General features: G+C 31.2%; 13 protein-coding genes. All 13 read left to right on the forward strand.

Annotation, left to right across the window (positions count from 1 at the left end):
* The 13 genes from ACTTBL_RS02195 (at nt 1) to rodA (ending at nt 15,773) form a co-directional block, all read left to right on the forward strand.
* Nucleotides 1-1,767, forward strand: a complete 1,767-nt coding sequence (locus ACTTBL_RS02195; RefSeq protein ID WP_440643415.1) for an acetolactate synthase 3 large subunit — start codon at nt 1-3, stop codon at nt 1,765-1,767.
* 5 nt (nt 1,768-1,772) lie between these two features.
* The gene (gene ilvN / locus ACTTBL_RS02200) at nt 1,773-2,321 is read left to right on the forward strand and encodes an acetolactate synthase small subunit (RefSeq protein WP_440643416.1); all 549 of its coding nucleotides are present in this window, start codon (nt 1,773-1,775) and stop codon (nt 2,319-2,321) included.
* Nucleotides 2,322-2,339: 18 nt separating this feature from the next.
* Entirely contained in the window at nt 2,340-3,362 is a 1,023-nt protein-coding gene (ilvC, locus tag ACTTBL_RS02205; RefSeq protein WP_145596083.1) for a ketol-acid reductoisomerase, read from the forward strand.
* 82 nt (nt 3,363-3,444) lie between these two features.
* Nucleotides 3,445-5,007 carry an ABC transporter substrate-binding protein gene (locus ACTTBL_RS02210; protein WP_440643417.1) on the forward strand — a complete coding sequence of 521 codons (1,563 nt, stop codon included), beginning with the start codon at nt 3,445-3,447 and terminating at the stop codon, nt 5,005-5,007.
* A 61-nt stretch (nt 5,008-5,068) separates the two neighbouring features.
* The gene (locus ACTTBL_RS02215; protein ID WP_440643418.1) at nt 5,069-6,052 is read left to right on the forward strand and encodes an ABC transporter permease; all 984 of its coding nucleotides are present in this window, start codon (nt 5,069-5,071) and stop codon (nt 6,050-6,052) included.
* On the forward strand, nt 6,045-6,974 hold the full coding sequence (locus ACTTBL_RS02220) for an ABC transporter permease (RefSeq protein ID WP_440643419.1): 930 nt from the start codon (nt 6,045-6,047) through the stop codon (nt 6,972-6,974). Before ACTTBL_RS02215 ends, ACTTBL_RS02220 begins: the two co-directional genes overlap by 8 nt.
* Nucleotides 6,971-8,653, forward strand: a complete 1,683-nt coding sequence (locus tag ACTTBL_RS02225) for a dipeptide ABC transporter ATP-binding protein (protein ID WP_440643420.1) — start codon at nt 6,971-6,973, stop codon at nt 8,651-8,653. The genes ACTTBL_RS02220 and ACTTBL_RS02225 overlap by 4 nt, the downstream gene beginning before the upstream one ends.
* Before the next feature lie 102 nt (nt 8,654-8,755).
* Nucleotides 8,756-10,327, forward strand: a complete 1,572-nt coding sequence (locus tag ACTTBL_RS02230; RefSeq protein ID WP_440643421.1) for a 2-isopropylmalate synthase — start codon at nt 8,756-8,758, stop codon at nt 10,325-10,327.
* Nucleotides 10,327-11,361 (forward strand): rod shape-determining protein, encoded by a 1,035-nt coding sequence (locus tag ACTTBL_RS02235; protein ID WP_440643422.1) that lies wholly within the window; start codon nt 10,327-10,329, stop codon nt 11,359-11,361. The genes ACTTBL_RS02230 and ACTTBL_RS02235 overlap by 1 nt, the downstream gene beginning before the upstream one ends.
* A 5-nt stretch (nt 11,362-11,366) precedes the next feature.
* The gene (gene mreC, locus ACTTBL_RS02240) at nt 11,367-12,215 is read left to right on the forward strand and encodes a rod shape-determining protein MreC (RefSeq protein ID WP_440643423.1); all 849 of its coding nucleotides are present in this window, start codon (nt 11,367-11,369) and stop codon (nt 12,213-12,215) included.
* Nucleotides 12,215-12,733 (forward strand): rod shape-determining protein MreD, encoded by a 519-nt coding sequence (gene mreD / locus ACTTBL_RS02245; RefSeq protein ID WP_440643424.1) that lies wholly within the window; start codon nt 12,215-12,217, stop codon nt 12,731-12,733. The genes mreC and mreD overlap by 1 nt, the downstream gene beginning before the upstream one ends.
* On the forward strand, nt 12,726-14,648 hold the full coding sequence (gene mrdA / locus ACTTBL_RS02250) for a penicillin-binding protein 2 (RefSeq protein ID WP_440643425.1): 1,923 nt from the start codon (nt 12,726-12,728) through the stop codon (nt 14,646-14,648). Before mreD ends, mrdA begins: the two co-directional genes overlap by 8 nt.
* Entirely contained in the window at nt 14,649-15,773 is a 1,125-nt protein-coding gene (gene rodA / locus ACTTBL_RS02255) for a rod shape-determining protein RodA (RefSeq protein ID WP_440643426.1), read from the forward strand.
* The last annotated feature ends 24 nt before the right edge of the window (nt 15,774-15,797 follow it).

The raw sequence follows: 15,797 nt of genomic DNA on the forward strand, positions 1-15,797 counted from the left end.
ATGCCAAAATTATTAACTGGAGCAGAAATTGTATTTAAGTGTCTTGAAGACCAAAAGGTAGAACATATCTTTGGTTATCCAGGTGGCGCAGTATTACCAATTTATGATGAATTAAAAAATCATCCTTCTATAAAACATATTTTAGTTAGACACGAGCAAGGTGCAGGTCATGCAGCTGAAGGTTATGCTAGATCATCAGGAAAACCAGGCGTAGTTTTAGTTACATCAGGCCCTGGAGCTACTAATGTAGTTACAGCATTAACAGATGCGTATATGGACTCTGTTCCCTTGGTTTGTATTTCTGGTCAAGTTCCAACGCATTTAATTGGAACAGATGCTTTTCAGGAATGTGACACCACGGGAATTACAAGACCTTGCACGAAACACAATTGGTTAGTGAAAGATATTAATGATCTTTCAAAAGTAATTCATGAAGCATTTAGAGTTGCAACAACAGGGAGACCTGGACCAGTTTTAATTGATATTCCAAAAGATATTCAGTTTGCAAAAACAAAATACAAAAAACCTAACAAAGAAAAAAAATTAAATGGAAAATCCCATAATAAATTTTCTCAAGATCAAATTGATGAATTAGTAAATTTATTAAGTAAATCTAAAAAACCAATCATCTATAGTGGTGGAGGAGTAATTAACTCAGGTCCAAAAGCAAGTCAGGCTCTAAGAGAATTTGTTGAGCTCACTGGTTTTCCTATAACTTCTACACTTCAAGGATTAGGTGCCTACCCTGGAGATGATAATCAATTTTTAGGAATGCTTGGTATGCATGGTACTTATGAAGCAAATAATGCTATGCATGATTGTGATCTTTTAATTAACATAGGTGCAAGGTTTGATGATCGTATTACTGGAAAAATTGATGAGTTTTCACCAAATTCAAAAAAGGTTCATATTGATATAGATCCATCATCAATTAATAAAATTATCAAAGTAGATCTTGCAATTGTTGGAGACGTTACGAGCGTTATCAATAAAATTAATAAGACAATTGCTAAAAGAAAAAATGGTCATAGCAAATCAAATAAATCAAATATAGCTAAGTGGTGGGAACAAATCGAAAGATGGAGAGAAAAAGACTCTCTTAATTTTGTAAATAGCAATGAAAGTATAAAGCCTCAACATGCTGTTCAAAGACTTTATGAATTAACTAAGAATAAAGATACTTATGTTACTACTGAGGTTGGGCAACATCAAATGTGGGCTGCTCAACATTATAAATTTAATAAACCAAACAGATGGATGACATCTGGTGGTTTAGGAACCATGGGGTATGGATTGCCAGCAGCAGTTGGTGTTCAAATTGCTCATCCTGAAAAATTAGTAATTGATATTGCTGGAGAAGCTTCAGTTTTAATGACTATGCAAGAAATGTCTACGGCAGTTCAATACAATCTTCCTATTAAAATATTTATTTTAAATAATCAATATATGGGAATGGTAAGACAATGGCAGGAATTACTCCATGAAAAAAATTATTCTGAAAGTTATTCTGAAGCATTACCTGATTTTATGAAAATGGCAGAAGCATATGGTTGTAAGGGAATTAAAGCAGACAGTCCAGATCAGCTTGATTATAAAATTCAAGAAATGATCGATTTTGATGGACCAGTTATATTTGATTGTCATGTGGATCCTAACGAGAATTGTTTCCCAATGATTCCATCTGGAAAACCTCATAACCAAATGATCTTGGGGCCAAATGATCAAGAGGAAAATAAAATCAAAGGAAAAGGCAAAGCCTTAGTATAATCAAAATGCCGAAATCAAAATCAGCTTATAGCATCCCTTCGAAAAAGCAAAAATCTGACACATATATTTTTGTAGTATGGGTAGATAATGAGGCTGGAGTTTTGGCAAGGGTAGTAGGTTTATTTTCTGGGCGAGGATATAATATTGAGTCATTAGCAGTTGCAGAAGTTGACGCGGTTAAAAATATTTCAAGAATAACAATTGTTACTACAGGAACGCCTCAAGTAATTGACCAAATAAGACTTCAATTAACTAAATTAGTGCCCGTTCATAAAGTTGCTGAGTTTAAAAGAGAAGACAAAGATGTAATATTTAAGGAAATGGCTTTATTTAAGGTAGTAGGCAAAAGAAATAAAATTGAAAAATGCTTAAATGCTTGTAAAAAATTTAATCCCGTAATATTAGATGAAACAAAATCTTCAGCAGTAATTCAAATAACTGCTCTAAGAAGAGAGATAGATGTAATGAATAAAAAATTAAAGCCTTTGGGACTTATAAGTACTTCGAGAACAGGGGCAGTGGCTATGACCAGAGGTGCTAAAATATTTAATTAATTTAATAGGAGAGACGATATGAAAATGTTTTATGAAAAAGATGCGGATGTAAATCTGATTAAGAGTAAGAAAGTTGCTATTTTTGGTTATGGAAGTCAAGGTCATGCTCATGCATTAAACTTAAAGGATAGTGGAGTAAAAGATATTGTTGTAGCTTTAAGAGAAGGTTCATCGAGCGCAGCAAAAGCAGAGTCAAAAGGTTTAAAAGTAATGAATTTGTCTGATGCTGCTGAGTGGGCTGATGTAGTAATGATACTAACACCAGATGAATTACAAGCAGAAATTTATAAAAATCATATTGAACAAAGAGTAAGAGAAGGAACAAGTATTGCCTTTGCTCATGGGCTAAATGTTCATTATGATTTAATTAAAGCTAGAAAAGATTTAGATGTTTTTATGGTTGCTCCGAAAGGCCCTGGTCACTTAGTTAGAAGTGAATATGAAAAAGGAGGTGGAGTACCTTGTTTATTTGCTGTTCATCAAGATGGTTCAGGAAAAGCAAGAGATTTAGCTTTATCTTATGCTTCTGCAGTTGGTGGAGGAAGATCAGGAATTATTGAAACTACATTCAAAGATGAAGTTGAAACAGATTTATTTGGTGAACAAACTGTATTATGTGGAGGTTTGGTTGAGCTAATTAAAAATGGTTATGAAACTTTAGTTGAAGCAGGATATGAACCAGAGATGGCATATTTTGAGACTGTCCATGAAGTTAAATTGATTGTTGATTTAATTTATGAAGGTGGAATTGCGAACATGAATTATTCTATTTCAAATACTGCTGAATATGGCGAATATCAATCTGGACCAAGAGTAGTGAATAAAGAAGAAACCAAAAAAAGAATGAAAGAAGTTTTGGCTGAAATTCAATCTGGAAAATTCACTAAAGAGTGGATGGATGAATGCAAAAATGGTCAAAAAAACTTCCTTGCTACTAGAGCTAAATTAGCAGAGCATCCTGTTGAAAAAGTTGGTGCAGAACTAAGAGCTATGATGCCTTGGATAGGTAAGAAAAAATTAGTTGATAGCGATAAAAGTTAAATTTTATCAGTAAATTATTACTACTATAATTTAATTATTTCACTTATACTTTTTTAAATAAATTTTAAAAACGAGGGAAATAATGAAGACTAAAAATATAGTAAGGATACTATTATCATTAGTTATAGTATTCGGATTTTCTTCAGCATGGGCAAAAACTATTAAATGGTCTATGCAAGGAGACAGTTTAACACTAGACCCACATGCACAAAATGAGGGTCCAACTACACAAGTATCTAGACAAGTTTACGAAGCTTTAGTTCAAAGAGGTTTGGATATGAAAATAGGTCCTGCTTTAGCAACAAAATGGAAAGCTACAGATCCAAATACTTGGATTTTTACTTTGAGAGAAGATGCTAAGTTTTCAGATGGTTCTGGGATGACATCAGCAGATGTTGTGTTCAGTATATTGAGAGCTAAGCAAAGAACATCTGACTTTAAAGAATATATTAGCACCATTTCTAATGTTGAGGCAGTTGGAGATTACGCAGTCAAAATAACAACAAGCAAACCAAATCCTATTCTTTTAAACCAGCTATCAAACATTTTTATAATGTCTAAAGCTTGGTCAGAGAAAAATTTTGCAATGTCACCACAAAACTGGGATGCAGGTCAAGAAACATTTTCTGCTACTAATGCATTAGGAACTGGTCCTTTCAAAATTACATTGAGAGAACCTAATACAAAAACGGTGTTTAAAAGAAATAAACACTGGTGGGGTGAAATGAAAGATAAGAGTGTAACTCAAATCGAATTAATGCCTATTAAAAATGCAGCGACTAGAGTTGCAGCTTTATTATCTGGTGAGATTGATTTAGTTACTGATGCTCCTGTCCAAGACTTAAAAAGAATCGGATCTTCTTCAGGTCACAAGGTTGAAAGTACAGCTCAAATGAGAACAATTTTCTTAGGCATGGATCAAGCAGCTGACAAATTAAGAACTGGTAATACAGGTGATAATCCATTTAAGAAAAAAGCAGTAAGACAAGCTCTTTATCAAGCAATTGATATTGAAGCGATCAAGAAAAAAGTTATGAGGGGCTTAAGTGAACCAGCAGGAATTATAACTTTCCCAGGTGTAAATGGATATACAGCTGATCTTGATAAAAGATTACCTTACGATGTTAATGCTGCAAAAAAACTTTTAGCTGATGCAGGTTATCCTAATGGTTTTGATGTTGAACTTAGATGTCCTAACGACAGATATGTAAACGATGAAGCAATTTGTACTGCTGTTGTTGGTATGTTAGGTAAAATTGGAGTTAATGTTAACTTATTCGCTCAAACTAAAAGTAAACACTTCAAAGAGCTTAAAGATGATCAAGGTGATTTCTATATGCTAGGATGGGGTGTTCCAACTTTAGATAGTCACTATGTTTTCCATTATTTATATGAAACTGGTGCTAGCTGGAACAAAGTTAACTTTAGTAATGCAGAAGTTGATGCTGCAATTAGAATTATGGAAGGTGAAGTTGATTTAGATAAAAGAAATGCTGCAATTGCAAAAGCTTGGAAAATTGTAAAAGATGATATTTCTTATCTTCCTTTACATCACCAAGTAATTTCTTGGGCATCTAAAAGCAATGTTGATGTTCCTATCAGACCGAATAACGAACCGTTATTCAGAACTGCTAGTTTTAACTAATTAAAAATTATTACAAGCCCTTTAAAAATTTAAAGGGCTTGTAAGTTTAAACTTTCACAAATTGATAAAATATTTTTTTAAGAGGCTGTTTCAATCTGCTTTGGTGATGTTGGTTGTCGCCTTTGTATCCTTCTCATTATTTAATTTTGTTGGAGATCCAATTAATAACATGGTTGGAGAAGAGACTTCTGATGAGGAAAGAGCTGAATTGAGAGAAACATTAGGTTTGATGGATCCAATACACGTTCAATTTTCGAGATTTATAGTTAATGCTTCTAAAGGTGAGTTTGGAATTTCATATCAATTAAGAAGACCTGTTTCAGAATTAATAGTTGAAAGATTGCCTGCAACTATTGAACTTGTGGTTATTTCAGCATTAATTGCACTTATAACCGGTACATTGTTGGGAGTTTATACAGGTATAAATCGAAAAGGTTTTTTAAGTGATTTTGTCTTAGCAATCTCCTTGCTGGGGGTTTCGCTCCCCACATTTGTAATTGGTATATTATTTATATATTTATTTGCAGTAATCTTAGGAATATTGCCTTCTTTTGGAAGAGGAGAAGTTGTTGATTTAGGTTTTTGGACCACAGGTTTTTTAACAGTTTCAGGACTTAAAGCAATTATACTTCCTTCAGTAACATTAAGCCTTTTCCAAATGACTTATATCATCAGACTTGTACGAGCAGAGATGATGGAAATATTACAAACAGATTATATTAAATTTGCGCGTGCTCGAGGCATTAGTGAAAATAGTATTAAATATAAACATGCATTAAAAAATGGATTGATACCTGTAATAACTATAGCTGGAATAAATATTGGAACTTTAATTGCGTTTTCAATTATTACTGAAACTGTTTTTCAATGGCCTGGCATGGGCTTCTTATTTATTCAAGCTGTACAATTCGTCGATATACCAATCATGTCAGCTTATCTAGTATTTATTGCTTTTGTTTTCGTAATGATAAATTTTATAGTTGATATTCTTTATTATCTAATTGATCCAAGAATAAGAGTTAAAGGAGATACTGCAAGTGGATAACAAATCTATAAGTACTTGGGAGAGAATAAAAGATAGTGATGTTTATCATAGCTTTATTAAATCTCCTACTGCAATTGTCTCATGTACTATTTTGTTTATAATTTTTTTCTGCTCTTTCTTTGTTGAGCTGATAACACCTTACAATCCTTTTGATCCATCCTCTCTCTCACTGATGGATGCATTCACACCACCATCATGGACAGAAGATGGTCTTGCTAAATTTATTTTAGGTACTGATGGACAAGGAAGAGATATGCTATCAACAATTTTGTATGGATGTAGGATTTCTCTAATTGTAGGTTTTTCTGCGATAATTTTTAGTTTAATCCTTGGAGTTGGATTGGGATTAACCGCTGGATTTTTTGGGGGAAAATATGAAATGATAGTAATGAGGTTAACCGATGTTCAGTTAACAGTACCAAGTATTTTGATGGCATTATTGGTTGATGGTATAGCAAGAGGATTAATCTCGAGAGAAATGCATGATGAAATGGCAATTTATGTTTTAATATTTGCAATCGGGATTTCAGAGTGGCCACAATTTGCAAGAGTTTCAAGAGCAGCAACTTTGGTCGAAAAAAATAAAGACTATGTTTCAGCATCAACAATAATCGGTGTTTCAAATATAATTATTATGTTTAAACATATTTTACCAAATATTTTAAGACCAGTGTTAGTAATTGGAACTATTGGTTTAGCTCTTGCTATTTTAGCTGAATCTACTTTAAGTTTTTTAGGAGTTGGTGTCCCTCCAACAACACCTTCTTTAGGGACATTAATAAGACTTGGTAATGACTTTTTATTTTCAGGAGAATGGTGGATAACTTTTTTTCCAGCAATTTTCTTAGTTATTTTAGCATTTTCAATAAATTTATTAGGGGATTGGATGAGAGATACTTTAAATCCAAAATTAAAAAAATGACATTTTTAAAAATAAATAATCTTAGCGTTGATTATCAAATGAGAAAAGAGACAGTTTACGCTGCAAAGAATGTAAATATTGAGGTTAATAAAGGAGAAATTTTAGGATTAGTTGGAGAGTCTGGATCAGGAAAAAGCACTGTAGGAAATGCTATTATAAATTTAATTGATGAACCAGGTAAGGTTTCTAGTGGCTCAGTTATTTTAGGCGATCTTAACATTCATGAAAATTCTGAAAGTATTGTAAAATATAGGGGAAATAAAATTGGATTGATATTTCAAGATCCTCAAACTTCACTTAACCCAATTCTTACAGTAGGCGAACAATTAATTGAAACAATTCAAACTCATCTTAAATTAAGCAAAGAAGAAGCAAAAAATAAATCTATAAATTTATTAAAAGAGGTTGGTATAAAAGATGCAGAGGCAAGATTTGATAATTATCCTCACCAATTCTCAGGTGGAATGAGACAGCGAGTAGTAATTTCTTTAGCTTTATGTTGTGAGCCAGAATTGTTAATTGCAGATGAGCCAACAACAGCATTAGATGTGTCAATTCAATCTCAGATTTTAGAACTTATTAAAAAATTAACTAAAGAAAGAAATCTTGCGGTTATCTTAATTACTCATGACATGGGAGTTATAGCTGAGACAGCTGATCGTGTAGCAGTTATGAAAAGTGGTAATTTAGTTGAAATTGGTGAAACTAAAAAAATATTAACAAGTCCACAAGAAAATTATACTAAAAGTTTAGTAAGTTCAGTTCCACCAACTAATAAAAAAATTTCAAGATTTGTAATAGTTGAAAAAGAAAACAACAATAAAAAAGAAAATAATATCAAAATATTAAATAGATGGTCAAAGAAAGAAATTATAAACCAAGATTTGGTAGAAATAAAAAATCTTAATAAAAGTTTTGATGATAATTTTTTTACCGAAAGTTCTAAAAATTCTGTGATGGCTGTTAATGATGTTTCGTTTGCAATAAAAGAGGGTGAATCTTTCGGCTTAGTGGGAGAAAGTGGGAGCGGAAAATCTACAATTGCTAAAATGATAGTAAATTTATTTAAACCTTCTTCTGGCGATATCTTCTTTGACAACGTTTGTATAACAAAAATTAAACAGAGATCTGAATTAATGAAATTCAGAAAACAAATTCAAATGATATTTCAAGATCCTTATTCTTCACTAAATGGAAGATTAAAAGTAAAAGATATAATTGCAGAACCAATTACACTTCATAATCCATCTATATCTTCTTTAGATTTAAATAATTATATTTATGATTTACTGGAGTCTGTGGAATTAACTCAAAAATCTGCAGATCGATATCCTCATGAATTTTCAGGAGGACAGAGACAGAGAATATCAATTGCAAGAGCTCTTGCCACACAACCAAGGCTTTTGGTTTGTGACGAACCTACTTCTGCTTTAGATGTAAGTATCCAAGCCCAAATATTAAATTTACTTAAAGATCTTCAAGAACAATTAAATTTAACAATTTTATTCATTAGTCACGACCTACCGGTTGTTAGACAAATGTGCGATAGAATTGGCGTCTTAAAAGATGGAAAATTATGTGAAGTTTCAAATACTGAGGACTTATTTTTAAAACCAACGCATGAATATACAAAAGAGCTTTTAAGGTTAATGCCTAAAATTGAGTCTATTTATAATTAATTTTATGTAAGCCTAAAATGGTCCATTAAAAGTGATTATCTAACTAATTATTTTGCAATCTCTCTCATAGATTGTATTATAGATTTTCTAAAAATTTTAGTTATGAGCAAAAAAGATAGAGTCTTTATATTTGATACTACTATGCGTGATGGTGAGCAATCGCCAGGCGCATCTATGAGTTTAGAGGAAAAAATTCAAATCGCCAGAGTGTTTGATGAATTAGGTATCGATATTATTGAAGCAGGTTTTCCTATAGCTTCACCAGGGGATTTTGAAGCTGTTTCAGAAGTAAGTAAAATTTTAAAAAATTCTATACCTGCGGGACTTTCAAGACATTCAGTAAAAGATATTGATAGAGCTTATGAAGCTTTAAAACATGCACCAAGATTTAGAATACATACATTTATTTCTACAAGCCCGTTACACATGAAGCATAAATTAAATATGTCTCCAGAAGATGTTTATGAATCAATTGGAAAACATGTTGCTTATGCAAGAAAATTTACTGATGACGTTGAGTGGTCTTGTGAAGATGGAACAAGAACTGATATGGATTACATGTGTAAAACTGTAGAGCTTGCAATTAAAAATGGAGCTACAACAATTAATATTCCTGATACAGTTGGTTACACAATACCATCAGAGTTTACAAAAATTATAGAAACTTTATTAAATAAAGTTCCAAACATAGATAAAGCGATTTTATCTACTCATTGTCATAATGATTTAGGTTTGGCAGTGGCCAATTCATTAGCTGGAGTTCAAGCTGGAGCAAGACAAATTGAATGTACAATAAACGGATTAGGAGAAAGAGCAGGAAATGCTGCTCTTGAGGAAGTTGTCATGGCTATTAAAACAAGACCTGATTTAATGCCATACGAAACTGGAATTAATACAACACTTTTAAGCAAAGCTTCAAAAATTGTTTCAAATGCAACAGGATTTCCTGTTCAATACAATAAAGCTATCGTTGGAAAAAATGCTTTTGCTCATGAAGCAGGAATTCATCAAGATGGAATGTTAAAAAATAGACAAACTTATGAGATAATGACACCTGAAAGTGTAGGGGTTAAGCAAACATCATTAGTGATGGGTAAACATTCTGGGCGACATGCATTTAAAGATAAATTAAACAGTCTAGGTTATCCAGATTTAACTGATGATGTAGTAGGTAACGCATTTGCAAAATTCAAAGTCTTAGCAGATAAGAAAAAACATGTTTACGATGAAGATATTATTGCCTTAGTAGATGATAGTTTAATTGTAGATAATAAAGTGAGTGCAATTACTCTTAAATCTTTAAAAGTTTTTGCTGGAACAGGAGAACCACAAAAAGCAGAAATGACTTTGGATGTTTACGGTGATGTTAAAAATGCAACAGAAACTGGAGATGGTCCAGTGGATGCAATATTCAAATGCATTAAAACTTTATATCCTCATGATGTTAACTTACAGCTTTATCAAGTTCATGCAGTTACAGAAGGAACAGACGCACAAGCAACAGTAAGTGTAAAAATAGAGGAAAAGGGCAAAACAACTGTAGGTCAAGCAGCAGATACAGATACTTTGGTTGCATCAGCAAATGCTTACATAAATGCATTAAATAAAATGATAATCAAAAGAGATAAAACAGCTCCAATGGAGCAAGAAAGTCAGAAAGTAAGAGGGATATAATGGGATTATTTGATAGTGTTAAAAAAATATGGAGCCAAGATATGGCTATTGATCTTGGAACAGCAAACACACTTGTTGTTTTAAAAGGTCAAGGGGTGGTTTTAAATGAACCTTCAGTTGTTGCTATAGTTGATCAAGGCGGAAAAAAAAATGTATTAGCTGTTGGAGATGAAGCAAAAACAATGCTTGGAAGAACGCCTGGAAACATAAGTGCAATTAGACCTTTAAGAGATGGTGTTATAGCAGATTTTATAGTTACCGAAGAAATGATTAAACATTTTATTAAAAAAGTTCACAAAGGAAGTACATTTGCTAATCCTAGAATTTTAATTTGTGTACCAACTGGCTCAACACCAGTTGAAAGAAAAGCAATTCAAGATAGTGCTTTAGCAGCAGGTGCAAGAAGAGTTCAGTTAATTGAAGAACCAATTGCAGCAGCTATTGGAGCAAATCTACCAATTTCTGAAGCAACTGGTTCAATGATTGTAGATATTGGCGGTGGTACAAGTGAAATCGCTGTAATGTCTTTAGGTGGATTAGTTTACTCTAAATCTTTAAGAGTTGCGGGTGACTCAATGGATACCGCAATCGTAGATTATATGAGAAAAGAATATAATTTATTAATTGGTGATACTACTGCTGAAAAAATAAAAAAAGAAATGGGAACAGCTGTACCAACAGGAACAAATACTTATCCAGTTAAAGGAAGAGATTTAAGATCAGGTACGCCTAAGGAAGTAAATATTACAGAAGAAGATACTGCAGAAGCGCTAAACGATATTATGAAACAAATGGTTGGTGCAATTAAAGATGCGCTGGAAAATACTCCACCTGAGTTGTCAGCTGATTTAGTTGATATGGGATTAACTTTAACAGGTGGTGGTGCTTTGTTAAAAAATATCGATAAAAGGTTTTCTAAAGAAACAGGTTTACCAGTTCATATAGCAGATGATCCATTATCTTGTGTAGCTGTCGGTACAGGTAAAGCTTTGGATCAGGAAGAAACTTTTTCTACTATGTTATCTGAATATTAGGAAAAATGGCTACCGGCAGAGATGATTTTGTAATTGCCATTAGGTCAGCTTTTTTAAAAAAAAAAGATAAGCAAAAATTTTCTTTACTAACTTTAATTGTTTTATCAATTTTTGTAATTGTTCTAAGTAATTTAAACTTTAAAGCAATACAATTTGTTAAATTAGGAATTAATGAAGTAATTTATAGATCATCTCATATTGCATCAATCCCAGAAAATAAATTAAAAGAATTAACATCAAAATTCAAATCACATATGGATTTGTATGAAAGTCATCAGAAAGAATTAATTAAAATAGAAAATTCTGACCAACTTAAATTACAAAATGAGTTTTTAATTGAAGAAAATGAAAAGCTTAGAGAGTTACTTGACGAAAGTATAAATTCTGAAGAAATTTTTGCCAGAGTTTTAATTGATAAAGACAGCCCATATTTAAAATCAGTAGTATTAAATAAAGGCACAAAAGATAAAGTAAAAATTGGAATGGCTGTTATTGATGATGTTTACCTAGTTGGCCAAATAATTGAAGTAAATTATACTAATTCAAGGGCATTACTATTGTCTGATCTTAATAGTAAAATACCATCTGTTCTAGAGCCAGATGATATACAAGCTGTTATTTCTGGTACAGGAAGTGATTTTGGAAAAATTGAACATACCCAGGAGGACTATGCTCAAGGTTTTGAAAATAAAGATATTATTGCTTACACCTCAGGTCTTGGTGGTTTATTCAAACCCGGTATACCAATTGGAAAAATTGATAATATATCAGATGGAAAAATTAATTTTTTTTCTGATTTTACACAACTCAACTATGTAAAAATAGTTTCTTATAAAATAGGTGGAGAGGGATAATGTCGTCACTTAACAAAAGCTCTTTTTTAAAAATATTCTTATCTTATTCACCTTTGATAATGTTATTTTTTTCAGTATTTAATGAATTTGATTTTAATTACTTAAAACTTGATTATTTTGCTTTTAATTTTGTTCATTTATTAATTTTTTTCTGGACTTTAAGAAATCCTGATCAACTAGGCTACCTTGCAATTTTCTTTGCAGGTATAGTCAATGATGTTGTTATAGGGATACCAATAGGTATTAGTAGTTTTTGCTATCTTATTCTTTGTTCAGTAACAGCCTATATAAGAAATATTACTTTATCACCAAACTTTATGAAAGACTGGATATCATTATTATTTACAATTTTATTAATAAATTCAATTCAAATAATTATTTTGGATTTAGTCTTTTTAATTAAAGTTGATTACACTAATTATTTGATCAACTCAGGTTTTACTTTTTTATTTTATCCAATATTTTTTTTATTTTTTAATTTTTTAAACGAAAGAATTTCATATCAAACAAATGATTAAATCTAATTCAGGAATAAGAAAAACAGATGTAATTAATAGAAGGATGTTCATAATCGGAGCAGCAAAAATTATAGTTTTTGTTGGTATCGTTGCTCGTTTATTTTCTCTTCAAATAAACGAAAATAAAAAATATTTAACACTTTCAGACAAAAACAGAATTAGAGAATGGAAACTCCCACCTACAAGGGGAAATATTGTTGATTATTTTGGAAATGTAATTGCAGGGAATTTAAAAGTTTATCAATTACATATAATTCCAGAGCAAGTTGAGAATTTTAATTATTTATTAGTAAGATTAAAAAATCTTTTAAATCTAAGTGATAAAAGAATTGCAAGAATAAATAAATTAAAATCAGAACTGAAACCTTGGGATAGCATTATTGTTTCTGAAAATTTAAGCTGGAGTCAATTTGTAAAAATTAATAATTATTTATACGATCTTGTAGGCGTTAAACCTGTAATGACAATCTCCAGAAACTATCCATTTAACGATGTATACACACATGTTCTTGGTTATGTGAGTCAACCAAATGAAAAAGAAATTTTAGAAAATGAAATCATCCAAGAAAGATTTGTACCAGGAATGAAAATTGGAAAACTGGGCTTAGAGAAAAGACTTGAAAATCATTTAATTGGAACAAATGCCATACAAAGATATGAAGTTAATGCTTACGGCAAAAGAATTAATCAACTTGAACATCAAAAAGGTGAGCAAGGATCAAAAATACGTTTAACTGTAGATACAGAAATACAAAAAGCTTGTGGAGAATTGTTAAATCAAAAAGCAGGATCTATAAGTGTAATGGATATTTATACTGGAGATATAATAGCAATGTATTCATCTCCATCTTATAATCCTAATTTATTTCTCTTTGGAATAAGTAATGATGAGTGGCAATTAATTAGAAATAATCCATTAAAACCACTAATAAACAAAACCCTTTCGGGTCTATACTCACCAGGTTCAACAATAAAACCAATTGTTGCCCTATCTGCACTAGAAAACAACGTGGTTGATACAAAATTTAAAGTTAAATGCACAGGTAAAATGGAATTGTATGGACAAACATTTCATTGCTGGAAAGAAGAAGGACATGGTTGGGTAAGTTTAAAAAATGCTATGAAGCAGTCTTGTGATACTTATTTTTATGAAGTCGCAAGATTGTTAGGGGTAGATCGATTAAATAAAACAGCTGAAAAATTTGGTTTAGGAAAAAAAGTATTAGGTGATTATTTTGATAATGAAAAAAAAGGATTATTTCCCAATACAGTATGGAAAAAAAATAATCTTGGCAAAGGCTGGGTATTAGGTGAAACTTTAATCACAGGTATTGGTCAAGGTTATACACAAACAACACCTTTACAACTTTGTATGATGACTGCACAAATTGCAAATGGAGGATATGCAATAAAACCAAAAATAATTGTGGACAGTAATCCAATTTCTTATGAAGACGCAAAACAATCAATGGAAAGTGGGTTATTATTTGATGCCGGATCTGAGGAATTGTTAGACAAAAAGTTATTTAAAAACCAAAAAAATATTAAGATTGTTCAAGAGGCAATGTTTGCTTCAACCAATGAAAGATTTGGAACCTCTTATAAATCAAGAATTGATGATCCTAAATATCAATTTGCAGGAAAAACTGGAACAGCCCAGGTCAAGAGAATTAGCAAAAGAGAGAGGGAATTGGATTTGGAATTAGAGCAAATACCATACAAAGATAGAGATCATGCTTTGTATGTCGCTTATGGCCCATATGTTAACCCGCGATATGCGCTTAGTATAATTGTTGAGCATGGTGGTTCGGGAAGTAAGGCGGCAGCACCAATTGCAAAAAAATTATTTAAATTAATCATCGATAGACATGATTTAAGAAATAAACAATCAAATTTTGAGAGGATTACCGTTTAAATGTTTCAGCACGATAGATTGAGTAATGAGATTACATTATTTCAAAAAATAAAAAACTTAGATTATATATTATTGATTTCTATCATCCTTCTTTCTGTATTAAGTGTTTTTGTTATGTATTCTACAGACGGTGGTGAAATACTTTTTCATACAAAAAATCATTTTGTAAAACTTGCAGTTTTTTTTCCTTTAATGATATTTGTGGCTTTCTTTAATATAAAATTTTGGCATAACTTTTCTTATATAATCTACTTTATAGTAATACTTTTATTAATTTATGTTTCATTTTTTGGAATAAAGTCCTCTGGTTCACAAAGATGGATGGATCTTTATTTATTTGTTCTACAACCTTCAGAACTTATGAAAGTAGCAATCATAATGTGTCTTGCAAAATACTTTCATAGAATAAAAATAGAAAATGTTAATTCATTTACTAGTATAACTATTGTTTTATCGATTATAATAATTCCAATAATTTTTGTAATTTCTCAACCTGATCTTGGTACATCTATATTAATTGCTTTAAGTGGATTAATTATTTTGTGGTTAGGAGGAGTAAAAATAAAGTACTTTATTTACTCATTTATTACTTTTTTGATTTCGTTACCTTTTATAATTTCATTTCTTAAACCATACCAGAAACTAAGAATATTAACTTTTTTAGACCCAGATAGAGATCCCTTAGGTGCTGGATATCAAATTATACAATCAAAAATAGCAATAGGTTCAGGTGGCCTTAATGGGAAGGGTTTTTTAAAAGGCACCCAAAGTTATTTGGATTTTTTACCTGAAAAACATACAGATTTTATATTTACTTTATTTTCAGAGGAGTTTGGTTTTATAGGTTCTGTTGGTCTTTTGATATTATACTCAATAATAATTTTTAGAATTTTACGAATAGGATCTATTTCAAGAAGTAACTTTGCTAGACTTTTTTGTTTTGGTTATGCGTTTGCAATATTTATTTATATTGTTGTAAACTTATCTATGGTTCTAGGTTTACTACCTATAGTTGGTTCTCCATTACCAATAATGTCCTATGGAGGTTCTTCAATGTTAGCTACAATGATTGGCTTTGGCATAGTTTTGAGTGCTAAAATCAATCATAAACAAATGATTGCATAATAAAATTTAAATTTGCATAATTTG

The sequence above is a fragment of the Candidatus Pelagibacter sp. HIMB123 genome, assembly GCF_052048195.1.
Classification (GTDB): Bacteria; Pseudomonadota; Alphaproteobacteria; order Pelagibacterales; family Pelagibacteraceae; genus Pelagibacter.